The organism is Flavobacterium macacae, from assembly GCF_003865365.1.
Classification (GTDB): domain Bacteria; phylum Bacteroidota; class Bacteroidia; order Flavobacteriales; family Flavobacteriaceae; genus Flavobacterium; species Flavobacterium macacae.
In genome coordinates this window covers 21,757-48,748 of sequence record NZ_RQVR01000017.1, presented here as the reverse complement: position 1 = coordinate 48,748, position 26,992 = coordinate 21,757, and the positions used below count along the sequence as shown (strand labels likewise).

22 protein-coding genes and 2 tRNA genes are annotated in these 26,992 nt (G+C 36.3%); 14 read left to right on the top strand and 10 right to left on the bottom strand.

The features are described 5' to 3' along the window. Positions 1-24 precede the first annotated feature (24 nt). The 3 genes from EG849_RS13165 to EG849_RS13155 are packed head-to-tail and all read left to right on the top strand — an operon-like array spanning position 25 to position 2,079. Positions 25-738 carry a pyridoxine 5'-phosphate synthase gene (locus tag EG849_RS13165; protein ID WP_125013558.1) on the top strand — a complete coding sequence of 238 codons (714 nt, stop codon included), beginning with the start codon at positions 25-27 and terminating at the stop codon, positions 736-738. 29 nt (positions 739-767) lie between these two features. Continuing rightward, entirely contained in the window at positions 768-1,532 is a 765-nt protein-coding gene (locus tag EG849_RS13160) for an alpha/beta fold hydrolase (protein WP_125013557.1), read from the top strand. A gap of 10 nt (positions 1,533-1,542) precedes the next feature. Next, positions 1,543-2,079, top strand: a complete 537-nt coding sequence (locus EG849_RS13155) for a hypothetical protein (protein WP_125013556.1) — start codon at positions 1,543-1,545, stop codon at positions 2,077-2,079. Between the two features lie 124 nt (positions 2,080-2,203). On the opposite strand, the gene EG849_RS13150 is transcribed toward EG849_RS13155, so the two are convergent. After that, positions 2,204-3,550, bottom strand: a complete 1,347-nt coding sequence (locus EG849_RS13150) for a T9SS type A sorting domain-containing protein (protein WP_125013555.1) — start codon at positions 3,548-3,550, stop codon at positions 2,204-2,206. A gap of 152 nt (positions 3,551-3,702) precedes the next feature. On the opposite strand from EG849_RS13150, the gene EG849_RS13145 reads away from it, so the two are divergent. From EG849_RS13145 to clpX, 4 genes are all read left to right on the top strand, one after another. Beyond that, positions 3,703-4,071, top strand: a complete 369-nt coding sequence (locus EG849_RS13145) for a phage holin family protein (protein WP_125013554.1) — start codon at positions 3,703-3,705, stop codon at positions 4,069-4,071. A 123-nt stretch (positions 4,072-4,194) separates the two neighbouring features. Beyond that, positions 4,195-5,517 carry a trigger factor gene (gene tig / locus EG849_RS13140; protein ID WP_125013553.1) on the top strand — a complete coding sequence of 441 codons (1,323 nt, stop codon included), beginning with the start codon at positions 4,195-4,197 and terminating at the stop codon, positions 5,515-5,517. Positions 5,518-5,955: 438 nt separating this feature from the next. After that, the gene (gene clpP, locus EG849_RS13135) at positions 5,956-6,615 is read left to right on the top strand and encodes an ATP-dependent Clp endopeptidase proteolytic subunit ClpP (protein WP_125013552.1); all 660 of its coding nucleotides are present in this window, start codon (positions 5,956-5,958) and stop codon (positions 6,613-6,615) included. Between the two features lie 73 nt (positions 6,616-6,688). Further along, positions 6,689-7,921: an ATP-dependent Clp protease ATP-binding subunit ClpX gene (clpX, locus tag EG849_RS13130; RefSeq protein ID WP_125013551.1), complete on the top strand. Its 1,233-nt coding sequence runs from the start codon at positions 6,689-6,691 to the stop codon at positions 7,919-7,921. Positions 7,922-8,159: 238 nt separating this feature from the next. Here the strand turns inward: clpX and EG849_RS13125 are convergent, their stop codons facing one another. Together EG849_RS13125 and EG849_RS13120 are read right to left on the bottom strand one after the other, a co-directional pair. Continuing rightward, positions 8,160-8,459, bottom strand: coding sequence for a hypothetical protein (locus EG849_RS13125; protein WP_125013550.1), 300 nt, complete (start codon positions 8,457-8,459; stop codon positions 8,160-8,162). A gap of 11 nt (positions 8,460-8,470) precedes the next feature. Next, positions 8,471-10,000, bottom strand: coding sequence for a GH3 auxin-responsive promoter family protein (locus tag EG849_RS13120; RefSeq protein ID WP_125013549.1), 1,530 nt, complete (start codon positions 9,998-10,000; stop codon positions 8,471-8,473). Between the two features lie 162 nt (positions 10,001-10,162). Here EG849_RS13120 and EG849_RS13115 point away from each other — a divergent pair, with 162 nt between their 5' ends. Further along, positions 10,163-10,960, top strand: coding sequence for a DUF2797 domain-containing protein (locus EG849_RS13115; protein ID WP_125013548.1), 798 nt, complete (start codon positions 10,163-10,165; stop codon positions 10,958-10,960). Between the two features lie 149 nt (positions 10,961-11,109). Here the strand turns inward: EG849_RS13115 and EG849_RS13110 are convergent, their stop codons facing one another. Together EG849_RS13110 and sppA are read right to left on the bottom strand one after the other, a co-directional pair. Continuing rightward, complete coding sequence (locus EG849_RS13110) at positions 11,110-13,695, bottom strand: AsmA-like C-terminal region-containing protein (RefSeq protein ID WP_125013547.1); 2,586 nt, start codon at positions 13,693-13,695, stop codon at positions 11,110-11,112. A 172-nt stretch (positions 13,696-13,867) separates the two neighbouring features. After that, a complete protein-coding gene (gene sppA, locus EG849_RS13105; protein WP_125013546.1) occupies positions 13,868-15,634 on the bottom strand; it encodes a signal peptide peptidase SppA in 1,767 nt (588 codons plus the stop codon). Positions 15,635-15,844: 210 nt separating this feature from the next. Between sppA and folK the strand changes: the two genes are divergently transcribed. Next, entirely contained in the window at positions 15,845-16,981 is a 1,137-nt protein-coding gene (gene folK / locus EG849_RS13100; RefSeq protein ID WP_125013545.1) for a 2-amino-4-hydroxy-6-hydroxymethyldihydropteridine diphosphokinase, read from the top strand. On the opposite strand, the gene EG849_RS13095 is transcribed toward folK, so the two are convergent. After that, complete coding sequence (locus tag EG849_RS13095) at positions 16,978-17,508, bottom strand: RNA methyltransferase (protein WP_125013544.1); 531 nt, start codon at positions 17,506-17,508, stop codon at positions 16,978-16,980. The two genes, folK and EG849_RS13095, sit on opposite strands and share 4 nt — an antisense overlap. A gap of 65 nt (positions 17,509-17,573) precedes the next feature. Between EG849_RS13095 and mutS the strand changes: the two genes are divergently transcribed. The 4 genes from mutS to EG849_RS13075 all read left to right on the top strand — a co-directional run bounded on the left by mutS (position 17,574) and on the right by EG849_RS13075 (position 21,018). After that, positions 17,574-20,180 (top strand): DNA mismatch repair protein MutS, encoded by a 2,607-nt coding sequence (mutS, locus tag EG849_RS13090; protein WP_199732306.1) that lies wholly within the window; start codon positions 17,574-17,576, stop codon positions 20,178-20,180. 141 nt (positions 20,181-20,321) lie between these two features. Next, positions 20,322-20,394 (top strand) — tRNA-Gly (locus tag EG849_RS13085). 31 nt (positions 20,395-20,425) lie between these two features. Then, a tRNA-Leu gene (locus tag EG849_RS13080) sits at positions 20,426-20,511 on the top strand. Positions 20,512-20,670: 159 nt separating this feature from the next. Next, on the top strand, positions 20,671-21,018 hold the full coding sequence (locus EG849_RS13075; protein ID WP_125013542.1) for a DUF1508 domain-containing protein: 348 nt from the start codon (positions 20,671-20,673) through the stop codon (positions 21,016-21,018). A gap of 69 nt (positions 21,019-21,087) precedes the next feature. On the opposite strand, the gene EG849_RS13070 is transcribed toward EG849_RS13075, so the two are convergent. The 4 genes from EG849_RS13070 to EG849_RS13055 form a co-directional block, all read right to left on the bottom strand. After that, positions 21,088-21,318, bottom strand: a complete 231-nt coding sequence (locus EG849_RS13070) for a hypothetical protein (protein ID WP_125013541.1) — start codon at positions 21,316-21,318, stop codon at positions 21,088-21,090. A 253-nt stretch (positions 21,319-21,571) separates the two neighbouring features. Then, on the bottom strand, positions 21,572-23,713 hold the full coding sequence (locus EG849_RS13065; RefSeq protein ID WP_125013540.1) for a S46 family peptidase: 2,142 nt from the start codon (positions 23,711-23,713) through the stop codon (positions 21,572-21,574). Between the two features lie 322 nt (positions 23,714-24,035). Continuing rightward, on the bottom strand, positions 24,036-24,479 hold the full coding sequence (locus EG849_RS13060) for a GNAT family N-acetyltransferase (protein WP_233581804.1): 444 nt from the start codon (positions 24,477-24,479) through the stop codon (positions 24,036-24,038). Between the two features lie 28 nt (positions 24,480-24,507). Next, positions 24,508-25,740, bottom strand: a complete 1,233-nt coding sequence (locus tag EG849_RS13055) for a 3-deoxy-D-manno-octulosonic acid transferase (RefSeq protein ID WP_125013539.1) — start codon at positions 25,738-25,740, stop codon at positions 24,508-24,510. A gap of 101 nt (positions 25,741-25,841) precedes the next feature. On the opposite strand from EG849_RS13055, the gene EG849_RS13050 reads away from it, so the two are divergent. Further along, a complete protein-coding gene (locus tag EG849_RS13050; protein WP_125013538.1) occupies positions 25,842-26,972 on the top strand; it encodes a DegT/DnrJ/EryC1/StrS family aminotransferase in 1,131 nt (376 codons plus the stop codon). Positions 26,973-26,992: the final 20 nt, after the last annotated feature.

Genomic DNA, 26,992 nt, shown 5'->3' with positions numbered 1-26,992 from the left:
TAATTATTCTCAAAAAGTATTCCAATGACAAAATTAAGCGTAAACATTAATAAAATTGCCACATTAAGAAACGCAAGAGGCGGAAATGTTCCTGATTTATTGCAAGTTGCCAAAGATATTGAACGTTTCGGCGGACAAGGAATTACGATTCATCCAAGGCCGGACGAACGTCATATTCGCTACCAAGATGCGCGCGATTTAAAATCTATTGTTACGACAGAATTTAATATTGAAGGAAATCCAGAACGAAAATTTATCGATTTGGTTTTGGAAGTAAAACCTACGCAAGTGACTTTGGTTCCGGACGCTGATGATGCCATTACTTCAAACGCAGGTTGGAATACGATTAAACACCAAGATTATTTAAAAGAAATCATTCAAGAATTTCAACGAAACGGAATCCGTACTTCGATTTTTGTGGATCCGGTTTTGGAAATGATCGAAGGCGCTAAAAAAACCGGAACCGAAAGAATCGAATTGTATACCGAAGCTTTTGCGCACGAATATTCTTTGGGAAATAGAACCGGAATCAATCCCTATATTGAATCAGCTAAATTGGCAAACGAATTGGATTTAGGAATAAATGCCGGACACGATTTGAGTTTGGATAACATTCAGTTTTTTCAGCAAAACATTCCGGGATTATTGGAAGTTTCTATCGGTCACGCCTTAATTTCTGAATCTTTATATTTAGGTTTAGAAAACGTAGTAAATATGTACCTAAACAAATTGAAGTAATTCATAACTCATAATTCACAATTAAAATTATGCTGTATTCAAAAATAGAAGGCGAGGGGAAGCCACTTTTAATTCTTCACGGATATTTAGGAATGTCAGACAACTGGAAAACGTTGGCGACGCAATTTGCTTCCGAAGGATACCAGACGCACGCTTTAGACTTGAGAAATCACGGAAGAAGTTTTCATTCGGATGAATTCACCTACGATGCGATGGTTCAAGATGTTTTGGACTATTGCGAAGGAAATAATTTAGAAAAAGTTTCTATTATCGGACATTCGATGGGTGGAAAAGTAGCGATGTTTTTTGCGACAAAATATCCTGAAAAGATTGATAAATTGATCATTGCAGATATCGGCCCAAAATATTACCGTCCGCACCACCAAGATATTATGGAAGGCTTGAATGCTGTAGATTTTTCGAAAAAGCCAGAACGTTCTGATGTCGAAGAATTTTTAAAACCGCACATTCCTGATTTTGGAACAAGACAATTTTTGATGAAAAGTTTGTATTGGGTAGAAACCGGGCAATTGGGTTTCCGATTTAATGTCAGCGTTTTTAATGATAAAATTGATAACATTGGCGAAGCGCTTCCTGAAAATGCTGTTTTTGAAAAACCGACCTTATTCTTAAAAGGAGGAAATTCCAATTATATTAAAGACGAAGATACAGAAATGATCAAAAAGCATTTTCCAAATTCTGAAATTAAAACAATCGCAAATGCCGGACATTGGCTCCACGCTGAAAAGCCAAAAGAATTTTTTGAAGAGTCGATTGGGTATTTGAAAGGATGATAAATTAAATATGATTGAAAGTATAGATCAAATATTACCTTTTTTATTTGCGATTTATATTGCTTTATTTATCGTAATTTTTATCGTTATAATTGCTTACAAGCTGGATCTTTTAAATAATTCAAAATGGTGGAAATATTTGAAAACGAATGTGTTTTTCAAAATTTTCTTAACACTTGGAGTAATTTCGGTAATTCTAATTTTGAGCTTGAAATTTTATGTTAGTAAATTAAGCAGGATTGAAATAAAGGAAAGAATAGAAGTTTTGTCTAATAAAAAATTCACATTGGTTATAAATGATAATGTCGCAATTAATGATAGTTTAATTGTTTCGCTCCAAAATATTGAAAGTAAAACGAGTTCAAGAAATACGGGCTCTCCGGAAATTAACATCAGAATAACTGACGGAGATGTTACTTTGGAAATAAAATTGCTTCGGGATTTAAGTAGGAAAAATAAATATTGGGTATTTTACAATAATTACGAAAGTACCTCAAAGTATTGCATTGGAGAAATCAATACAAGTTCATTAGATAAGTATCAATAAATAAATACATTTAACAAACTAAAACCAAAAGAATTTTTTGAAGAGTCAATTGGGTATTTACTTAAAATAAAAAAAATACCCTTTCTGATTTTGAAAGGGTATTTTTTTATAAATAAAGTTTGGATTAATTTTTTACAAATTTTATTGTTTGAGAAGCTCCAGTTTCGTTTGTTGCTGTTAAAAGGTATATTCCAGTTTCAAGGCCAGAAACATTTAAAGATACTTGGTCTTGCGTAGCAAATTTTTGGTTCAAAACCTGTTTTCCTAAAAGATTGTAGATTGCGATTTCAGAAATTGCTGAGCCCCTTAAATTAAGTTCTCCATTTGCAGGATTAGGGAAGATTTTGAATGAGCTATCAAGTGCAAAGTCATTTGTACCTAAAGATGCTCCTGTATATTTGAAAATTCCTCCAGTTCCATCGCTTGTAAATCCTCCAGCCCAGCCAGTTGTGGCGTTTAAAAATGAAACAGAAGTTCTTTGTGTTCCTGTGTCAATTGGAGTCCATGTTGTTCCGTTGTCTTGACTTTTAGCTGATGAGTAAGTTGTGCCATTAAGTCCGGTACCAACTAAAATTGAAGTTCCAGGTACATAAGCTAGGCTTCTGTATGGTTGAGTGTACGGAGTGCCTGTTCCCCAAGTTGTGCCTCCGTCAGATGTTTTGTATAGTGTATAAGTTCCAGTAGTTGTGTTTCCTGTTCTGGCTAGTAAGATACCATTATTGTTATCACTGAAGAAAATTTGCCCACCAACGTTTGTTGCTGAAAAATCGGTTATAGGTGTGTTTAATTTTGTCCAAGTTATTCCTTGATCAGTAGTTCTGTATAGTTTTCCTTTGTTGGTAACAAACCAAAAAGAATTTCCTGCTCCTACATTGCCTCCATTGTAGCCATATTCTCCAGTTGCTGGATTTGGTAAAGATGCGGCTGGAACTGCAGTCCACGATGTACCTCCATTCGTAGTTCTGTAAACCTCAAATTCTCCAACTCCAGTTCCAATTGGGTCACCTTGTGTTAAGCCGTTGTTTGCGTCAAAGAAATGAACAACATTGAAATATGAAGCTAGACTTCCGGTCGTTGAATAGGCAGAAGTGTTTTGTTTAGTCCAGGTTGCTCCTCCGTCAGAAGTTTTCCAAACACCTCCGCCTCCATTTGCAGCATCTACGGCGCCAACCCAAGCAACTGTTGAGCTTGCTGCAGATATATTTGTTAAAGTTAGCCCAGTATTAGAAACATTCACGGTTCCGGTTGTCCAAGTTGTTCCTCCATTGGTGGTTTTTGTAAATTCTTGGACATTTGCAGGTGTAGTGCTTGATCCGTCATAACCTAAAGCCCAAACAGTGTTGGCATCAACAATTTTAATGTCTTCAACTCCTCTGCTGTCTGCGGTAAAGTTGGTGTTTTGGGCTGTCCATTGTGCATTTGCAGAATAGTTTAGTGCAAAAGCAACTGTTAAAAGTAAAGTTTTTTTCATAAAATAATATTAATAATATTAATGATTTGATAATTTAATACTCAAATATATAAAATTGGTCAATAAAAAACTATTATGCTGATTTAATTTTATTTGTTAACTAAGTTTTTTATATTTCTTATATTTGGTATAATTAAAACATTAATAAAACTATGAATCTCATCATCAGAATATTACTAACCGCCGTTTTGGTTATGATTATTTCGCATTTTATGCCTGGAATCGCACTTCAAGGAACGCACGGCCTTTCATCAGGAAACTTTATGACCGCCATTTGGGTGGCCATTGTTTTGGGATTGTTAAATTTATTCGTGAAACCGCTTTTGGTTTTGCTGACGCTTCCAGTCACTTTTATCACCTTAGGATTGTTTTTGCTGGTCATTAACGCCTTGATGATTTTGCTTTGCGCCAAATTGGTCTCTGGTTTTGCCGTCGACGGATTTTTGACCGCGCTGTTATTCAGTTTAATTTTATCCATTTCGCAGTCAATCGTCTTCTCTTTAACGGGCGGAAACAAATAAATCAACAGATTTGATAGCAAGAAGTTACCGCTTTTGTTAATCCTATATTAATACATGAACACAAAACTTGGTTGGGTTGCAAAAAAGTTATAATTTTGCGACCCAATTTTAGTATGTAAAAAAATGAATATCACAAGAAATAATGTTGACGCTTTAAACGCGGTTGTAACAGTTGAAATCTCAAAAGCAGATTATGCTCCTCAAGTAGATAGAATTTTAAATAATCACTTAAAAAACGCTAGCATTCCTGGATTCAGAAAAGGTGCGGTTCCAATGAGCCTTATCAAAAAACAATACGGAAAAGCTGTTTTGCTTGAAGAAGTGAACAAAGTTTTACAAGAAAACTTGAGTAAATTTATTGCTTCACAGAAATTAGATTTATTAGGAAATCCGGTTCCGGTTCAAAAAGAAATCAACTGGGACGAAGAAGATTTTACTTTTGAATTTGAATTGGGAATTGCTCCAGAATTCACTGTTGATTTAGATGCTAAAAATGACGTGGTGTATTACAAAATCACTGCTGACGATAAAATGTTGAACGACCAAGTGGAACGTATCCAAAAACAATACGGAAAACTGATTTCTAAAGAAACGGTTGAAGAAGGTTTTGACTTAACAGGAACTTTTACAAACGAAGAAAAAGGAATCAACAGCCCGGCAAACATTTCTCTTGATATTTTCAAAGACAAAAAAACAGCGAAAAAATTCATCGGGAAAAAAGTGGGTGACGTTGTGACTGTAAATACAAAAGGTCTTTTTGACGACGACCACAAATTGATGGATTACTTAAAAGTAGACCACGATGATGTTCACGGTCTTGAAGTGGATGTAGATTTCACAATCGAAGAAATCAACGATACCGAATTGGCAGAATTAAACCAAGAATTATTCGACAAATTGTTCGGAGAAGGAAAAGTAACTTCAGTAGAGCAGGTGAAAGAAAAAATCAAGGAAGATGCTGAAAACCAATTCAAATCTCAAGCAGACCAAAAGTTTTTGAATGACGTTACGGCTTCGTTATTGAAAACGACCAAGTTTGACTTGCCGGCTTCCTTCTTGAAAAAATGGATTCAAACAGTTGGCGAAACGCCTTTGACTCCAGAACAGGCTGAAGAAGAATACGCACGTTCAGAAAACGGACTTCGTTACCAATTAATCGAAGGAAGAGTTTTAGCGCAAAACAACCTTCAAATCACTTTTGAAGACTTAAAAGCTTACACTTCTGAAGTAATCAAAAAACAAATGGCACAGTTTGGCCAAATGGACCCGACAGAAGCTGACGTAGAAGGAATCGTTGCAAGAGTGCTTTCAAACCAAGAAGAAGTAAAAAGACTTTCTGACCAAGTAATGAGCGAAAAAATGCTAAACTTGTTCAAAGAAAAAATCAATGCAAAAACAAAAGAAGTTTCTTACGAGCAATTCATCAAAGAAATGTACGGAGAATAATTCTTTATAACTTCAGTATAATAAGGCGTCAAAATGTATCATTTTGGCGCTCTTTTTATTTGAAGCTTTTCCGGCTTTCCGTTACAAGTTTTTTTATGAAAACCTTTTTTTGCAAGAATAAAAAAGAGCTTCCTCTGGTCGCTTTTTTTCTTCAGCAAAAAATAGGCTTTCCTTAAAAAAAGCTTTCCACTTTAATCCGGGCTAAAAATCAGTTTACTGACGAAGTGGCATAGTTAACAATTATCGCAATCCGTTTCATAATTTGCACGAACTTTGTTATCTTTAAAAATAGAAATAAAAAGTTGTGAGAATTTGTTCCAAGAATTACAGAGATTCTTCCTTCGTCAGAAGGACAAGAATGCGATAACTGAAATCTGAAAATCATAATCTGCCAACTAAAAATTCATAACTCATAACTCATAACTCATAATTAAAAATATGGACTACGGTAAAGAATTTAAAAAATTTGCTACAAAGCACCACGGCGTAAACAGAATGTATTACGATAAAATCGTAAGTAGCATGACGCCATATATCATTGAAGAAAGACAATTAAATGTATCACAATTAGACGTGTTTTCGCGTTTGATGATGGACAGGATTATCTTCCTTGGAACTGGAGTTGACGATCATATTGCCAACATCATCCAAGCGCAATTATTATTTTTAGAAAGCGTTGATTCTGCAAAAGACGTTCAAATTTATATCAATTCTCCGGGCGGAAGCGTGTACGCAGGATTGGGAATTTATGACACCATGCAATACATCAAACCAGACGTAGCCACAATCTGTACCGGAATGGCTGCCTCAATGGGCGCTGTCTTGCTTTGCGCCGGAGCGGAAGGAAAACGTTCGGCGTTGCCACATTCAAGAGTAATGATTCACCAGCCATCTGGTGGCGCTCAAGGTGTTGCGACTGATATGGAAATCAACTTGCGCGAAATGCTGAAGTTGAAAGATGAATTGTATGAAATCATCTCAAAACATTCAGGACAGTCTTTTGAAAGAGTGCACAAAGATTCAGAAAGAGATTACTGGATGAAAGCGGATGAAGCAAAAGAATACGGAATGATTGATGAAGTGTTGAGAAGAAGTTAAAAATCAGATAGCAGAAATCAGATTCGTTCATCGGCTGGAATCTGAAATCTAAAATCTGAAATCTAAATTAAATATGGCTAAAGAAGTATTAGAGTGTTCGTTCTGCGGTAGGAAAAAGCCAGAAACAAATCTGTTGATTGCGGGAATTGACGCGCACATTTGCGACAAATGTATCGAGCAGGCGCATGGAATTGTTATCGAAGAATTGAAACAAAACAAAAACGGAAACCTGTCTTCTGACTTGGTCTTGAAAAAACCAAAAGAAATCAGGGCTTTCCTTGACAAATATGTAATCGGGCAAGACCAGACTAAAAAGGTAATGTCGGTTGCGGTTTACAATCATTACAAGCGTTTGATGCAACAGCAATTGGACGACGAAGTAGAAATTGAGAAAAGCAACATCATCATGGTGGGACAAACCGGAACGGGAAAAACATTGGTGGCTAAAACCATCGCAAAAATGTTAGACGTTCCCTTGGCAATCGTTGATGCGACTGTTTTGACTGAAGCGGGTTACGTTGGGGAAGATGTAGAAAGTATCTTAACAAGATTACTCCAGGCAGCAGATTATGATGTGGCAAAAGCCGAAAGAGGAATTGTTTTCATTGATGAGATTGATAAAATTGCCAGAAAAAGCGATAATCCATCAATCACAAGAGACGTTTCTGGAGAAGGCGTGCAGCAGGCGTTATTGAAATTATTAGAAGGAACGGTTGTAAACGTTCCGCCAAAAGGTGGAAGAAAACATCCAGACCAAAAATTCGTGGAAGTAAACACGCAGAACATTTTGTTCATCGCAGGTGGTGCTTTTGACGGAGTGGAAAGAATTATTTCAAAACGTTTGAACCGCCAGGCTGTTGGGTATTCTTCGTCTAAAAATGTAGACAATATTGACAAAGATAATTTGTTACAATACATAATTCCAAAAGACATCAAAGATTTCGGATTGATTCCTGAAATTATCGGTCGTCTTCCGGTGTTGACGCACATGGATCCTTTGGACAGGGAAACATTGAGAGCAATTTTGACAGAGCCTAAAAATGCTTTGATCAAACAATACCAAAAGCTTTTCTTAATGGATGAGGTTGAATTTACTATTTCTGGCGAAGCGCTGGATTATATCGTTGATAAAGCTTTAGAATATAAATTAGGAGCCCGTGGCCTTCGTTCGTTATGTGAAGCCATCTTGACTGACGCAATGTATGACTTGCCAAGTTCAGACCACAAAGAATTGAACATCGATGAAGATTATGCTAAAAATGCTTTAGATAAAAATCTGTTGCAACGTTTGAAAGCAGCGTCTTAATTGAATCAAATACAAACAAAAAATCCCGATTAGCAATAATCGGGATTTTTTTTATTTTGGAATTCGATTTTGTCAATCGGTTTTTCTGTTTTGCAATATCCTCTCGGTCCGCAAGCCAATCTTTTAGGGCCACAAGATGTCATTGAGAATAGTCCACAAACAAGAATCATACAGCATAGTCTTCTCATTTTTAAAAATTTACGCCTATAACGTAAATGTGGAATTGAATATTGTGTACTTATTTAAAAAATTCAATATTAGATATTCCAGCAACATCAATATATCTTTCTTCTTCGAAATCTGAAATTGAAATTCCGCCTTCGTGTACAATTTCTTGATTATTTATGAAAACCTTAAAATTAAAGTCTGAAAGATTTGCATTGCCACTTTCTGAAGTAAGTTTTTCTATTTGTAAATTATATTTTTTGTAGGCTTCATTTGGTATGAGTACTCCAGCAATCACACCCATAGAAATGTCAATTATTTCAAAATCACAATGACCTATTTCTTCATTTTCAATAAATATTTCTCCTATCATATTCAATATATTTAAAACTCCGAAATCTCCAAATTCATTTCTAACAATTCCTGCAAATAATTTCTTTGATTCGATAACCTCGGAATCTTATGCTGACCACCTAATTTGTCGCGTTCTTTCAGCCAATCATAAAATAAATTGGTTCGAGCCACATTTAATAGCAGCGGATTTAAAGTCATATTATTATGGCGTTTTGCTTCATAATCAGAATTTAAAGATTGTAGCGTTTCGTCTAAGATCTGTCTGAATTCTTCTGCATTTGCTGGAGGAATTTTAAATTCAACCATCCATTCGTGAGCGCCTTTTTCTTTTCCTTCCATAAAAACTGGAGCAACCGTGTAATCAATCACTTCTGAATTTGTGAGTTTACAGGTTTTGGCAATTGCTTTGTCTGTATTCTCTACGATTAATTCTTCTCCAAAAACATTAATGTGATGTTTTGTTCTTCCGCTCACGCGAATTCTATACGGATTTAAGGATGTAAAACGTATGGTATCGCCAATCATATAACGCCACAAACCGGCATTTGTAGTAATAACAATGGCATAATTTTTATTCAATTCCACTTCTGACAAACGGATGATTTTTTGTTCTGGAGTTCCAAAAGTATCCATAGGAATAAATTCATAAAAAATGCCGTAATCTAACATTAACAATAAATCGCTTGAATTGTTGAGGTCCTGGATAGCAAAAAATCCTTCTGAAGCATTGTAGATTTCATAATATTGAAAACCAGAACTCGGCAGGATCTTTTTATATTGGTCGCGATACGGCTCAAAACTCACGCCTCCGTGAAAGTAGACTTCCAGGTTGGGCCAGATTTCTAGCAGATTTCCTTTTCCAGTTGCTTCCAAAGTCTTGTTCATCAAAACGAGCATCCACGACGGAACTCCAGCAAAACTCGTCACGTTTTCGTGAATGGTTTCGTTGATAATCGCCGGAATTTTGGTTTCCCATTCGCTCATTAACGACACTTTATTGCTTGGCGTACTGCTGAATTCGGCCCAAATCGGCATATTGTCAATTAAAATCGCTGACAAATCGCCAAAAAAAGTATTATTATCTTCATACAATTGTTTGCTTCCGCCAAGGCGAAGGCTTTTTCCGGTAAACAATTGCGATTCTTCGTTGTTATTTAGGTACAGGCTCAGTAAATCTTTACTCGCGTTATAATGGCAATTTTGCAAAGATTCATTGCTCACGGGGATAAATTTACTCTTGGCGTTAGTCGTTCCGCTTGACTTTGCAAACCATTTTATTGGCGTGTTCCAAAAAACATTTTGTTCGCCAGTTCGTGTTCGTTCAATCAAAGGTTCAAGGTCTTCATAAGTGGAAACTGGAACTCTTTCCGCAAATTCTTGGTAAGATTTTATAGAAGAAAAACCAAATTGTTTGCCAATTACGGTATTTTCTGCCGTTCGAATCAAGTTCAAAAGCAATTCTTCCTGAACCTCATTGGGATATTTGAGGAACAATTCAATCTGGTGGATTCTTTTTTTTAAGAACCACGTTGCCACCGAATTGATGATTGGTAACGCCATTTTTTAGGTTTGAGTTATGTTTTTTGAGTTATGAATTTCTAACTTTACCAAAAATAGGAAAAAAATATAAAAATTAGGAGTTATGAGTTAGAAGTTATGAGTGATTTGGGATTGGCTCATAAACGTACTTCATAAAAACATAAATCTAAAATCATAAATTAAATGCAATACGAAGGTGTCCTGTCAAAAATGGAAACAGAATTGGGTGCTCCGATTCAATATTATCTGACTTTCGAAAATAGTTTTTTGAACGTAAACCAAGCTTTGAACAAACATCTTGAAATCAGTTTTCAGGGTTATCAATGTTTAAATTGTTCTAAGAAAAAGAAAATTTTCCGCCAAGGTTTTTGCTATGACTGTTTTTACAGCAGTCCGGCAGTAGGCGATTGGATTATGCGACCTGAATTAAGCACGGCACATTTGGGAATTGCTGACCGGGATTTAGACTATGAAGCGCGGGTTCAATTGACGCCACACGTTGTTTATTTGGCATTGTCAAGCGATGTGAAAGTAGGAGTGACGCGAAAAACGCAAGTTCCCACCCGATGGATTGACCAGGGCGCCTGCCAGGCTGTTTCAATTGTAGAAGTACCGAATCGTTACTTGGCTGGAATTACCGAAGTCGCTTTGAAAAACCATTTTGTAGATAAAACCAATTGGAGAAAGATGCTTCAGAATGACGTTTTAGATTTGGATATGCTGACGGAAAAAGCCCGTGTTTTTGAGTTTTTGCCCGAAGAAGTGAAGCAGTATTTCAATGCTGATTTAGACGAGCATTTTGTGATGAATTATCCGGTTTTACACTATCCGAAAAAAGTCACCGGTTTAAATTTAGATAAAACACCCAACTTTGCCGGGAAATTGGTAGGGATAAAAGGGCAGTATTTAATCTTTGAAGACGGAACCGTTTTTAATGTGAGAAGTTTTGAAGGTTATGTGGTTGGGATGAATATTATTTAAAGAGAAACAAGAGAAAAGAGGCAAGAAGCAAGAGAAAAGAAACTTTGCGTCTTAGCAACTTAGCGAGACTGAAAAATGCAAAGGAAATAAAATAAAAACGCCAAGTAAATCTAATCCACTTGGCGTTTTTGTTTTCTGTAAAATGAAAATTACTCTGTTTTCTTTTTATTGAAAAGACCTTTAATTCCTTCGGTTACCTTTGTTTTTACATCTTCTTTTGGAGTTGTAGTTGTCGTCTTCGTGGTGTCTTTTGGTTTGTTTCCATTTATAAGATTTCCTAAAGCATTGGTTCCTTGGTTGATTAATTTGTCTTTTTGCGATTGAACCAATTCCGTTGCCAGTTTTGTAACCGCCTGCTGTATATCGGTAGAAATTTTAGGGCTGTTGAAATTACCGCTCAAAATGGCCGTTACCGGAATGTTTTCTAATTTACTGGCTTCCGCCGGAGTCAATTTTGAAATCAATTTGTAGGCTTCCGTTCCAAGATATTTTGCTGGAACATCAAACTTGATATTGTAATTCATCGTTTGGTCAAAACCGTGCTGTCCTCCTACATTTATTTTGATGTCTTGGTATTTGATGTCAAAAGGTTTCACGTTCACTTTTCCGTCTTTAAATGTCAGGTTGGCTTTTAAATCGTTTAAGTTTAATTTCTGTAAATCAATGAATTTTACGTTGTCATCTAATTTATTCAGAACAGTTGAATTTTTAGAATTGATTGTCGTAGAAAGCAATTGCCCAAATAAATCTCCTGAAAGCGTAGCCAAATCGGGTGTCATTTCTTTGGCATCTAAATTACCGGAAAGATTGATTTTCGAATTTAGTTTTCCGCTGATTGCTTCCGCTATCGGAGCGATTTTTTTCAACATATCCAATTGCGTAAACGTCTGGTTGATGTCCACAGAAGTCAATCCTAAATCCATATTGAAAGTTGGTTTTGCCGTTTTCGTAGAAATATTTCCGTTTGCCGTAATCAATCCGTTGAAAATTGACGTTTTGATATTTTGCAATGTCACGGCTTCGTCTTTCACGATGATTTTTCCAGAAACATCTTTTAAATTCAAATTATCATAAACCACTGTGTTTGCTGAAGCATTCAAAGTCACATTAATCAACTTCGGGATTTTTATAGCTTCCGTTGTAGTTGTTTTATTGTTTACCGTAGTTTCAGTTTTTGTCATAAAATCAGAAACCAAAAATTGGTTGGACTTCATCGTGAAGTTTCCTCTTAATCCCTGGTTTTTAAAAGCATATCCAAGGAAATTCTCCAAAGTTCCGTTAATTTTAACATCCGTTTTTCCGGTGGTGACATCCAGTTGTCTCAAGTCAATTTTTTGATTCGAAAACTGGGCATCAGCCGTATTAATGGCATAGGTTTTTTTGTCAGCGTCCACATATTTGAAACCCGTAACCGTAGCATTTCCTGAAGCTTGAATGTTTTCATAATTATTTGTTTCCACCGATTTCATGTCAAATTTTGTAGCAAGATCCGCTTTCAAAATCCCTGAAAGTGGCGTATCTAATTTCACAGGATACGCTTTTGAAACATTTGATAAATTAATGGTTCCGTTCAGTTTTGCGTCAATTAACGGATTGTCCATAATGTTTTTTACGTTCGCTTTTGCGTTAAAAACATCTTGGTCAATTCTGAAAGAAAGCTTGTCTAAATTGACATAGGTGTCTTTCGTAAATCCGGTTTCGTTGATGATTCTAGTATCGATCACAATATTTTCAACAGATTTTGGCAAGTCAGGATATTTAAACGAAGCATTGTTTGAAGCGATTTCCAAGTTGAATTTCGGAATCATGGTTTCGGTCAAGGTTCCTTTTGCAAATCCAGAAACGGTGAAGTCTCCCGTTGTTTTTACGGTATTCAAATTTCCGGCATACGCTTCTGGAATTACACCCAAAAAGTTCTTGAACGAAGAAGTAGGTGTTTTAAAAGTCAAGTCATATTCCTGGCCTTCTTCCTTTATTTGAATAAATCCGTTGAACGCTAACGGAAGCTGGTTGATCAAGGCTTTGTTGTCTTTAAAAGTGTATTTGCTGTTTTCCAAATCGATTCCTAGAATGGCATCCAAATCCAGTTTAATGTTTTTCATATAATTGGTCTGGTCCATGTCAAGCGATACTTTTGCGGTCGTTTTGGTAGTCAAATCTAATTTTGACTGTGCAAAATTTCCAGTTCCGGTATGGTTTAGACTGTCAATCACCATTTTTACTTTTGAACGTTCATCGAAGTACGTAAAACGCATATTTTTAATTTCATACTCTTGGATATTCATGGCAAAAGGCTTGCTTTCTGAATTACTTTTTTTCTCTTTTTCATCTTTAACCGCAATGTCAAAATTACCAACGCCGTCTTTGTCAAAAAGAATATTTACCACCGCATTTTCCGATGAAAATGAGTCGATATTCATCGCTTCGCCATCGCCTTTGAACAATTCTCTAACCGACATTTGAAGATTCACTTCTCCAGAATAAAACAGAGTATCGCCCTCAAACGGCGCTTTGTTGATAATTGCTAATTTGTCAATTGTCACATTTGCCTGGGGAAAACTCTTGAAAAGGCTTAAATCTACATCTTCAAACGCGACTTTGGCATCCACATTTTCATTAATAGATTTTAAAACCAATTGCTTGATTTTGTCTTTAAATAAAAAGGGAGCAGCGAAAAGTGCGATGATTGCTACTAATAGAAATATACCGACGGCTTTTAAAATCTTTTTTAACATAACGAAATTATTTATAGAGCGAAATTAGTACAAAAATTAAGCCTTATTGATCAATGAAGGCATAAATTAAGAAATTTAATTTAGTTTGGGGAACTTAAAAGCTTGTTTTTAATAACTTACAAAAAAAATATCGGAGTGAAGTGCTCCGATATTTAAATTTTTAAGAAAGATTTTATTTGATATTTATCTCAAAAGGCATTAGCGTCTGCATTCCTTTTTGAGAACTCATTCGTCTGATCTGTTCAATCATCATGTAATTTTCTTCGCCCACTTCTTCTTTAATGAAGCTTTCTTTGGATTGCATAAAAGGCAGTCCGCCGAAAAGTCCCTTCAGGTCTTTTTGGTATTCAGGATAATTCTCCGTTCTGTAGTCTTTGATTTTTGCTAGTTTTGAAGCTGCGGCAATCGCATCATCCATCCCGCCAATTTTATCCACCAAACCAATTTTTACAGCATCAGAACCGGTCCAGACTCTTCCTTGAGCAACTGCGTCAACTTCTTCAAAAGTCATGTTTCTGCCTTTTGCCACACGGCCCACAAAGACTCTGTAGATATTTTCTACACTTTCTTGAATCGTGTTTTTTGTGTTGTCATCCAAAGGCGTAAATACGCTGTAACCTGCCGCATTTTGGTGGGTTTTGACTTGTTCCGTGTGAATTCCTATATTGTTTGTCAGTTTTGTAAGGTTCGGCAAAGTTCCAAAAACCCCGATTGAACCCGTGATTGTGTTTTCTTCGGCAAAAATTTCATTGGCGTTGCAAGCAATATAGTAACCGCCTGAAGCCGCTAAATTCCCCATGGAAACCACAACTGGTTTTACTTTTTTGGTCAATTCAATTTCTCTCCAAATCAAATCAGAAGTCAACGCGCTTCCACCTGGACTGTCGATTCTAAGCACGATCGCTTTTACGTTTTTGTCTTTTCGAGCTTCTTGCAGCGAGCGCCTCATCGAACCTTCGCCAATAATGTTTACGTCGCCTTCACCTCCTAAAATAGTTCCTTGCGCATAAATAATGGCAATTCGATTGCTGCTTGAAGATTTTTTGCCAGAAGTAGCATTTTTGTGGGCATAATCCACGATGCTGACAATATTGTATTTTTCGTCTTTTTTCAATTTCAGCGCTTTTCTGATGCCGTTGTGGTATTCATCTTCATACGCGATCTTGTCAATCAGCTTTTCCGATTTAGCCATTTCTGGAGTTCTTGCCGACAAATTATTTGCAATTTCATTCAGTTTTTCAACTGGAATTTTTCTGCTTTTTGAAATATCATTGGCAACAGAATTCCAAACCGAATTCAATAATGCCGAAATTTGTTCGCGATTGGCTTCGCTCATTTCGTTTGCCAAGTATGGTTCCACGGCACTTTTGTATTTTCCGTGGCGGATAACTTCCATCTTGACGCCGGTTTTTTCTTGAAAATCTTTATAGAACATTACTTCCGAAGAAAGTCCTTTGAAATCCATATCGCCCACCGGATTTAAGTAAATTGTGTCTGCAACAGAATTTAAGTAATATTCTTTTTGAGTATAAGAATTGGCGTACGCCACAACAAATTTTCCAGACTTTTTAAAATCTTCTAATTTATCGCGAAGCGCTTTGCTTTGCGCCATTCCGATCATTGAAATGTTATTTAAGATAGATATTCCCTTGATCTTGTCATCTGTTTTTGCAGCGTCGATGGCATTGATGATGTCAGAAAGGCCATCCGTTTTTTCGTCATTTAAGAAACTGAAATCTTTGTATAAAAATTTTCCAGCGTAATCATTTGTAACTTCTTCCAGATTCAATTCGATAACCGAATCATTTTTTACGGTCACCGTTTTCTTGTCATCCCCGCTTCCGAAGATGGCGGCAATCAGAATAATTCCGAAGAAAAGGATAAATAGGAAAACAAAAAGCCCGATGACAGTGGACAAAATATTTTTTAAAAAATTCATAATGTGGTTTTTCTTTATAAGTGTGCAAAATTAGGCAAACGTTACAGATTTAGATAGTATTAACAAGTTAGAGTTTTGTTAACCGAAGAATTTTAGATTTTGTTTTAAATCTGAGGTAATAATTAAAGAAAAGAAAATTGTGGATAACCTTTTTACCCAAGCTTCATTCTGGTATTAATTTCTGAAATTCTTTTCCTTAATTTGCAAACTATGAAAATCCAAAATCAAATCATCCTTTCCATCGGAACAAATCAAGGCGAAAAGCTCCATAACATCGAGCAAGCCATTGATTTGATTCATTCCCAAATTGCGACAGTCGTAAAAGTTTCTAAGCTTTATGAGAGTCCATCGTGGGGATTTGAGAGTGACGCGTTTTACAATTGTGCGGTTTTGGTTCATACTTGTAAATCTGCCGAAGAAGTTTTGGAGGAAATTTTACAAGCTGAAAAAAAGCTTGGAAGAATCAGAAATGGAGATATAGGTTACCAAGCCAGAATCATCGACATTGATATTATTTCTTTTAATGAAGACGTTTTGGATACGGAAAATTTACAAATTCCGCATCCGCAAATGCAGAACAGAAAGTTTGTCTTGCTTCCGATGCATGATTTGAAAACCGATTTTGTGCATCCGATTTTACACAAAAACACTTTAGAATTATTGAAAGATTGTGAAGATGATTCGGATTGCAAAGTGATTTCTAGCCTAAAATCTCCAACAGAAAAATTTTCGTTCGAGCAATTCAATTACATTGCCATCGAAGGAAATATTGGCGCTGGAAAAACAACGCTGACGCACAAAATTGCCGAGGATTTTAATGCGAAAACCGTTTTAGAAGGTTTTGCTGACAATCCGTTTTTGCCTAAATTTTACAAAGACCAAGCGCGGTATGCATTTCCGTTGGAAATGTCTTTTTTGGCGGACCGATACCAGCAATTGTCACAAGATTTGGCGCAATTTGATTTGTTTAAAGATTTTATTGTTGCCGATTATCATATTTTTAAATCGTTGATTTTTGCCAAAGTAACCCTGGGCGAGGACGAATATCGCTTGTATAAAACACTTTTTGATATTATTTACAAAGAAATGAAAAAGCCCGATTTGTATGTGTATTTGTACCAAAATACAGAACGGCTTTTAGAAAATATCAAAAAAAGAGGACGTTCCTACGAACAAGAAATTCCGGCAGAATATTTAGACAAAATCAATCGCGGTTATTTAGATTACATTAAATCCCAGACCGATTTGAATGTTTTGATTATTGATGTTTCAGATAAAGATTTTGTGCAAAATCAAGCCGATTATTTAGAGATTTTGGAAGAAATTCAGACCAAAATTTCGAACTAGAAACGAAGCTTTTGGAATAAATCCCAAACTACGATTCCGGCACTTACAGAAATATTCAAGGAATGTTTTGTTCCTAATTGCGGAATTTCAATCACGCCATCGCAAATTGCAACGGCTTCCTGCGAAACGCCTTTGACTTCGTTTCCAAAAACCAAGGCGTATTTTTGGTTTTCTTCCGGAGAAAAATTTTGGAGAAAAATAGAATTTTCCACTTGCTCAATCGCCAAAACCGACACGTTTTCTTGTTTTAATTGCTGAATAACTTCCAAAACATCTTTGGCATATTCCCAAGAAACGGTTTCTGTCGCACCCAACGCCGTTTTGTGAATTTCCTTATTTGGCGGAACAGCGGTAATGCCACACAAATAAATCTTCTCGATTAAAAACGCATCTGCCGTTCTAAAAACCGAACCAATGTTGTGCAAACTCCTGATATCGTCTAAGATAATGATGATCGGCGTTTTGTCGGCTTGTTTAAAATCTTCGATGGTTTTTCTTTCAAGTTCACTGTTGGCAAGTTTTCTCATAAATGCGGATGCAATAATTTTAGTTTTTTTACTTTAGCAAAAATAATTTAAAATTCCGAAATCCCTTGGCCTCAAAAGATAAAACTCCCAAAGAAACGCCTTTAATGAAACAATACAACGAAATCAAAAGGAAATATCCTGATGCCTGCCTGTTGTTTAGAGTTGGAGATTTTTACGAAACTTTTGGTGAAGATGCCGTTCGCGCGTCGAAAATCCTCGGAATTACCTTGACAAAAAGAGGCGCGGGTTCTGAAACTGAAACAGCTTTGGCAGGATTTCCGCATCATTCCATCAATACGTATTTGCCAAAATTGGTAAAAGCAGGACTTCGTGTGGCAATTTGCGACCAATTAGAAGATCCAAAAATGACCAAAACCATCGTGAAACGTGGCGTGACCGAATTGGTGACTCCTGGAGTTTCGATGAACGATGAGGTTTTGCAATCAAAATCAAACAATTTCTTGGCTTCGATTTACTTCGGAAAAAGAATCATCGGAATTTCTTTCTTGGATGTTTCTACCGGAGAATTTCTGTCGGCCCAAGGAAATGAAGAATATATTGACAAATTACTTCAAAATTTTAGCCCGAGTGAAGTGTTGGTTCCAAAGCAAAACAAAGCCGATTTCAAGGAAGCTTTTGGCGAAGATTATCACAGTTTTTATTTGGAAGATTGGATTTATAAAGAAGATTATGCTTTTGAAACCCTTACCAATCACTTTCAAACCAATTCTTTAAAAGGTTTTGGCGTGGAAGAATTGCCAGAAGGAATTATTGCTTCGGGCGCGATTTTATATTATTTGGGCGAAACGCAACATAATAAAGTACAGCATATCACCTCGATTCAGCGCATTGCAGAAGACGCTTATGTTTGGATGGACCGATTTACGATTCGAAATTTAGAATTGTACCACAGTTATAATCCGAATGCCGTAACGCTTTTAGATGTGATTGATAGGACGCTTTCGCCAATGGGAGGAAGGCTTTTGAAACGCTGGCTCGCTTTGCCTTTGAAAGACAAACACAAAATTCAAGGCCGTCACGAAGTGGTTTCGTATTTGAAAGAAAATCAGGAAGTTTTAAAAAGCATCCAATACCAAATCAAGCAGATTTCTGATTTGGAACGTTTGATTTCTAAAGTTGCCACCGGAAAAGTATCGCCGAGAGAAGTGGTGTATTTAAAAGATTCTTTGGATGCGATTATTCCGATAAAATCATTGGCTTTAGAAAGTAAAAACGAAGCCGTGAAAGTCATCGGCGACAGTTTGCACAGCTGTGATTTATTACGAGAAAAAATTAAAACGACGCTAAATCCAGATTCGCCGGTTTCGATCAATAAAGGAAATGCGATTGCTCGTGGCGTTCATCCAGAATTAGATGAACTGCGCGATATTTCAAATACCGGAAAAGAATATTTGGAAGGAATTGAAAAACGCGAATCAGAAAGAACCGGAATTACTTCGTTGAAAATTTCGTTTAATAATGTCTTCGGATATTACATTGAAGTTCGAAATACGCACAAAGATAAAGTTCCGGCAGAATGGATCAGAAAGCAGACTTTGGTCAATGCCGAAAGATATATTACGGAAGAATTAAAAGAATACGAGTCAAAAATTTTAGGGGCAGAAGAAAAAATCCATCAATTAGAAAGCCAGCTTTTTGAACAATTAGTGGTTTGGATTTCTACGTATATCAAGCCGGTTCAGTTGAATGCGAACTTGGTGGCACAGTTGGATTGTTTGACTTCGTTCACGCAATTGGCGATTGAAAATAATTATGTCTGCCCAGTTTTAGACGATACTTTTGAATTGGATATCAAAAACGGTCGCCATCCAGTGATTGAAAAACAATTGCCTGTCGGAGTTCCTTATATTTCAAATGACGTTTATTTGGACAGAGAATCACAGCAGTTGATTATGATTACGGGGCCGAATATGTCGGGTAAGTCGGCTATTTTGCGCCAAACGGCTTTGATTGTATTGCTTGCCCAGATGGGAAGTTTTGTGCCTGCAGAAAGCGTACGAATGGGAATCATCGACAAGATTTTTACCAGAGTTGGGGCTTCTGATAATATTTCGATGGGTGAATCTACTTTTATGGTAGAAATGAATGAAACGGCTTCGATTTTGAATAATCTGTCAGACAGAAGTTTGGTATTATTGGATGAAATCGGTCGTGGAACGAGTACGTATGACGGAATTTCGATTGCTTGGGCGATTGCAGAATACTTGCACGAGCATCCAGGAAGGCCGAAAACATTATTCGCGACGCATTACCACGAGTTAAACGAAATGAGCGATATTCTAGCACGAATCCAGAATTATAACGTTTCGGTAAAAGAATTAAAAGACAACGTTTTGTTCATCCGTAAATTGGTCAAAGGCGGAAGTGCCCACAGTTTCGGAATTCACGTGGCTAAAATGGCGGGAATGCCTCAGACCGTGATTCAAAAAGCGCAAAAGCTTTTGAAGAAATTAGAAAAAGACCATTCGGGTGAAGCTTTAAACGGAATAAAATCTGAAAAAGACGAAATGCAAATGAGCTTTTTTAATTTGGATGATCCGCTTTTAGAAGAAATCAAAGACGAAATTTTAAATTTAGATATCAATACTCTGACGCCGGTGGAAGCATTGATGAAGCTGAATGAAATCAAACGAATGCTGACCAAGAAATAATTTGTTTTTAAATATTACGTTATCAGAAGGTTATAATTTTTATTCAATTTTTTTCGTAAAAGTGCTTGTGTAATTGAATTAATGTATTAAATTTGCATCCGCAATACGGTTCAAGTGTTGCGGTTCTTACAAATAAAGAATGCGAAAATAGCTCAGTTGGTAGAGCGCGACCTTGCCAAGGTCGAGGTCGCGGGTTCGAGCCCCGTTTTTCGCTCAGCATCTTATACTGCTTTTATAGCAGAAATGCTCGGATGGTGAAATTGGTAGACACGCTGGACTTAAAATCCAGTGAACAGCAATGTTCGTGCGGGTTCAAGTCCCGCTCTGAGTACAAAAAAGCTTCAAACTATGTTTGGAGCTTTTTTTATTTTATCAAATTCGCAAATTTCTGATAAACAATTTTAGATGTAGTGAATAAAATGAAAAGGCGAACCTGCGGTTTCTTTATTTACTTCTGTATATTTATCTCAAACAAAACTTTAAAAAAGCTATGGGTGCATTCGTAATCACGAAAAAAGATGAGGACCACTATAAATTCGCTTATACGTCGCGTAAAGGCAAGATTGTGTTCACAAGTTCGGCTTATGAATTAAAGATGGATATAGAGTCGGATATAGAGCTTATCAAGGCGAATGCGGAAAATGCCTTCTGCATGAAATTTAAAACGTCAAGCGGAAAATTTTTCTACCGTCTTATTATTAATGATAAGGTGTATGCGACAAGTAGAAAGTTTAATACATCGTTGCGTTTGGAAAAGGGAGTAGCTGAGGTTCGGCTGTATGTTCCAAAGGCGGAAACGTTAGACTTTACCGGAGCCGATATTTTTGCTGATTTGTAATCAGTATTTTTTTTGGGCATAAAAAAACCCCGCTAAAAGCGAGGTTGATTTTTGAATGCAAAGTGCTAATTATTTAGCAGCTTCTTCAGTAGCTTTAGCTTCTTCAACTTTTACTTCAGCGTTAGCTTTAGCAGAGTCAACAGTAGCGTCAGCTTGAGCTTCTACAGCTTCAACTTGAGCTTCAGTGTTAGCTTCAACAGCTTCAGTGTTTGCTTCAGCAGCTTCTTCAGTTGCAGTTTCTTTACAAGATACGAATGCCATAGTAGCAACTAATGCTAGGCTTAATGCGATTTTTTTCATCTTACTTAATTATAAAGGTTAATTATTAATTCGGAGCAAAGATATAAATTTTTTAATATCATAAAATATTTAGAGCTTTTTTTTTTAAAAGTTTTTTTTAATGTAATAATTCAATGATGTCCAGTGTTTTAAGGCCTTTTTAAAGTAAGCAATTAAGGAGTTAAACCTTAAAAAGGAAGTTGCAGTAAAAAATCCTCAAAATTAGTCGTTAACTTTTCGATATTTCACAAAAATTCACATTCAAAAAAAGCAATTATTTCTTTCCTCCAACAATTTTCATTTCGTCGATTAATCGTTGCGCACCCGCATACTTGTCAATGATGAATAAGACGTAACGCATATCGACCATAATATTTCTGCAAATGGCTGGATCATAGAAAATATCGCTCATCGTTCCTTCCCAAACACGGTCAAAATTTAATCCAACAAGGTTTCCTTTGGCGTCAATTGCTGGGCTTCCAGAATTTCCTCCCGTTGTGTGATTTGTACCGATGAAATTGACAGCCAATTTACCATTGGTTCCATATTGACCATAATCTTTATTATTATATAGTTCAACCAATTTTGCAGGAACGTCAAATTCATAATCTCCCGGAATGTATTTTTCCATTACACCATCTAAGTAAGTGGTGTGGTCATAACTCACGGCGTCATTCGGATTGTATCCTTTAACTTGGCCATAAGTTACTCTTAAGGTGCTATTGGCATCTGGGAAAATTCGAGCTTCTTTCGGACTTAATTCTAAAATTCCTTTCATATAGGTTCTTTGCAACGCCGCAATTCTTGAGTTGATTTCCTCATATTTCGGATTCACATCTTTTAAATAAACATCTGCCAAAGATTTTACCAATTGAAACCCTTTGTCAGCGTTGATGTTTGCCAAAACAGTTTTGGTGTCTCCAGAAAGCAATTCTTTGAATTTGTTATAGCTTGTCAATTTTGATTGGCTGTAAATTTCTGAAGTCAATTTCTTGAAATCAGCATTTTTTAAATTCGCAGGTAAGAATTCTTGAGGAGCTTTTGTTGCATACAATTCAATCAGCTGCTCAAATACTTTTTCATCTACCGAAGCATTGAAGTTTTTGTAGAACTCGCCCATTCCTGTTGACAAATTGTTTTTTCTGTCCGTGAAGGATTGCTCGCCTCTTAAATTGTAAATCTGCTCTAATTGGTATAATTTATAACCTGTTGCAAGCAATTCTGTATTTCTCAAAACCACTTCCATGAAATAATCCCTGCTTAAGGCGTACGGAGCGATTTCATCATAATTCTTTTTGAAGTCAATAAACAAATTTCCGTATTCGGCTTGTTTTCCTGCTTTTGTAGCTTTTTCCAAGAAATCTTTTTCAAAGTTTTTCTTGATTTGAATTGCATTTGATTTTTTTAAACCTTGCGTTTCACCAATCCATTTTTTCCAATAATTTGCAATTCCTGCATATTTTGAAGCATATTGAATTTTAATCGCATTGTCTTTTCTCATAAACCCGTCAGTCACTTTCAAAGCTCTGTCACGAATTTCAATTTTTGCAGGATTCAAGCTGTTTACTAGTTGTTCCACAGCCATAGATGGTAAATATTCTGTGGTTCTTCCTGGGTACCCAAAAACCAATGTAAAGTCATTTTCTTCTACACCTTTAATAGAAACTGGCAAAAAGTGCTTCGGTTTGTATGGCACGTTATCTTTTGAATACTTCGCCGGACGGTTATTTTTATCCGCGTAAATTCTGAACAACGAAAAATCTCCGGTGTGACGTGGCCAAACCCAGTTGTCAGTGTCTGAACCAAATTTTCCGATTGAAGAAGGCGGTGCGCCCACCAAACGAACGTCTGTATAGCTTTCAATTACGAATAAAATATACTGATTTCCTTCATAAAAAGTACGGATTCTATTTTCTTGCCACGATTCTTTCGGTGATGATTTTGTCAACGCAGTAATGTTTTCTTGAATCTTTTTTTGCTTGTCAGATTCAGAAGAAATTCCTGCAACTCCGTTTAAAACTTGAGTTGTTACATCTTCAATTTTTACAATAAAAGTAACTTCCAAGTCTTCATTTGGCAATTCTTCTTCCAATGATTTTGCCCAAAAACCATCTGTCAAATAATCGTTTTCGACTGAAGAATGAGATTGGATTTCTCCAAAACCACAGTGGTGATTTGTTAATAAAAGTCCTTGGTCAGAAATAACTTCTGAAGTACAACCGCCGTTAAACTGCGGTACAGCATCTTTAAGGCTTGATTTATTGACGTCATAAATGTCAGACGCCTTCATTTTCATTCCCAGATTTTTCATTTCACTCTCGTTCATTCCTTTCAAAAGCGACGGAATCCACATCCCGCCTTGCTGTGCATATGCAGGAACAACCAATAAAAGGACTAAAAGTCTTAAAAATTTCATATTATTTTGTTGAAGTTTATAGTGGTCGCAAGTTACAATTTTTGACCAAAAACCTCAATAATTTAACGATTCAATAATTTTTAAAAGTTTTTGAAGCCAAAGTTGAGGAATTTTCAGTTGTAGAAGTTCCCGCTTTTCGATACAATCTTTTGTGGCAAAAAAAAACGCCACAAAAGGATTTCCCCTTCAATCGGGGCTATTTAAGTAGCCATTTAACTTTTGGAAAGTTCAGTCCCAACCTTTATCGACAACACAAACAGAATCTAATTAGGTGAAAAGCCTCTTGAAAATTTAACCGAATTCTAAATTTTAGTATAAAAAATTAAACTTTTAATTTCATCAAATTTCTATTATGAACCACAAAATTTTTAGAAAGATATAAGTTTTGGGCAGCTTCATTGTGACCTTCCACTTCCAAATAAATGATCTTTAAAGAAAGCGAAAGGGCTTCTTCGTGAATAAAATCCAACGCCTTTTTTCCGATGCCTTTGCCGCGTGCTTTTTCAGAAAGATACAGTTCGTCTAAAAAAGCAATCGTTCCTTTGTATTCAAAACTAAAAACGAAAGTCAAGATGATGTAGCCCACAATTTCTCCCTCGTCATAAATCAGCCACGATTTTCCCAAATGCGGTTTTTCAAGAAATTCTAAAAACAGCGCTTTTGAAACAGCGACATCCATCGGATAACTGTCAATCGCATAAAATTCCTGCATCATGGCGACAATGGTCTCGATATCTGAAGTTTGTAAAGGTTTGAATTGTGTCATAATATTTTTAGTTGTAATTCCCTTGGATTTAGGAAGCTAGGTTCTTTAAGATAACATCCGTTGCATTTTTATTCATTTCTACAAACGTCTTTGAAATATGGCCTTTTTCAAAACGTTCGTCGTCATTTTGGATTAAAAAAGCCAACGTTTCTTCCAGTTCTTTTTTGGATTTTACTGAAATACAACCGCCCATATTTACCAAAGCAACGGCCTCAGAAAATTTTTTAAAATTAGGACCGATTACAATCGGTATCCCAAAAGTGGCAGGTTCTAAAATGTTGTGCAATCCCGAAGTTCCAAAGCCGCCGCCCACATAAGCAATGTCGGCATAACTGTAGATTTTGGTCAAGATTCCGATGGTGTCAATGATGAAAACGTCATATTCGGAGAGGTTTTTATGTTGAATTTCTGAAAAAAGAATTACTTTTTTAGAAATGCTTTTCTTTAAATCTTCAATTTGATCCGCTTTTACATTGTGCGGAGCCACTATAAACTTCACCCCAAAAGCATTAGAATTGATGAAATCAACCAAATTACTTTCGTCTTTTGGCCAAGTGCTTCCGGCCACGACTGTCAGCTTATTGTCTTTGAATTCTTCTATGAAATCTAAAGAATTATCTCTTTCTAAAATTTTTGCAACGCGGTCAAAACGGGTGTCACCATTGACTTTTACATTTTGAAAACCAATTTGATTTAAAAGTAATTTGGAACTTTCGTTTTGGACAAAAAACATTTTAAAAGCCGTCAGTGCGTTTCTGTAAAATCCGCCATACCATTTAAAGAAAACTTGGTCTTTCCTGAAAATTCCTGAAAATAAATAGGTAGGAATGTTTCCTTGCTTTAATTCGTTCAAATAATTCGGCCAAAACTCATATTTTATGAAAAAAACCATTTCAGGATGCACCAATTTCAAAAATTCTTTGGCGTTGTTTTTTGTATCCAATGGCAGATAAACAATCACATCTGCAGCGGTTGAGTTTTTTCTAACTTCATATCCCGAAGGCGAAAAAAAAGTCAAGACAATTTTATGCTCAGGATATAAAATTCTAATTTTTTCCATTACCGGAAGTCCTTGCTCAAACTCGCCCAGCGATGCTGAATGAAACCAAATCGTTTTGTCTTTTGGCTGGATTTTATGGCTTAAAATTTTAAAAACATTCTTTCTTCCGTCTACAAAAAGTTTCATTTTCGGATTAAAAAGGGCAACAATTTTTAAAAGATAACTGGTGGCAATTACTAATAAATTATAGAGAAAAGACATAGGACTTATTTTGAATTGCTAAATTACGTTAGTTTGTAATAATAACATTGCTTGACCAACGTTTAATTTAGTAATTTTGCGTGTTTTAAATTTAAATTTAGATGAAAAAAATTCAAATGGTTGACTTAAAAGGTCAATATGAAAATATAAAAGAGGCGGTTAATAATTCGATTCAAGAGGTTTTGGATACGAACACCTACATTAACGGCCCGGAAGTTCACAAATTCCAAAAAAGTTTAGAAGAGTATTTGGGTGCCAAACACGTAATTCCGTGTGCAAACGGAACTGACGCTTTGCAAATTGCCATGATGGCGCTGGATTTAAAACCTGGCGACGAAGTAATTACTGCTGATTTTACATTTGCTGCCACTGTTGAGGTCATTGCTTTGCTGCAATTGACTCCGGTTTTAGTGGATGTGGAAATGGATACTTTTAATATTTCTGTGGAAGCGATTAAAAAAGCAATTACGCCAAAAACCAAAGCGATTGTTCCGGTTCATTTGTTCGGTCAAGCGGCCAATATGGAAGCGATTATGCAATTGGCTACTGAGCATAATTTATATGTAATTGAAGATAATGCACAAGCAATTGGAGCCGACTATAAATATTTTGACGGTAAGAAAAAGAAAGCGGGAGTGATGGGCCATGTGGCTTCGACTTCGTTTTTTCCTTCTAAAAATTTAGGATGCTATGGCGATGGCGGCGCAATTTTTACTAACGATGATGATTTGGCGCACAAACTTCGCGGTATCGTGAACCATGGAATGTACGTGCGTTACCACCATGATGTTGTGGGCGTAAATTCTCGTTTGGATAGTATTCAAGCGGCGGTTTTAAACGCAAAGTTGCCAAAATTAGACGAATACAATGCGGCGCGCCAATTGGCAGCTCAAAAATACAGCCAAGCTTTGGCAAACCACAAAAATATCGTGACGCCTTATATCGCAGGCGAAAGAGATTCCCATGTTTTTCACCAATATACTTTGAGAATTGTAGACGCAGACCGTGACGGTTTGATGCAGCATTTGTTAGACAAAGGAATTCCGTGTGCGATTTATTACCCAATTCCGTTGCACAGCCAGAAAGCCTATTTGGATTCCCGTTACAAAGAAGAAGATTTTCCGGTGACAAATCAATTAGTAAAAGAAGTGATTTCATTGCCGATGCATACAGAATTAGATGACGAACAGATTCAATTTATTACCGATTCGATTTTAGAGTTTTTAAAATAATTGATCAAAAATAAAAAGCC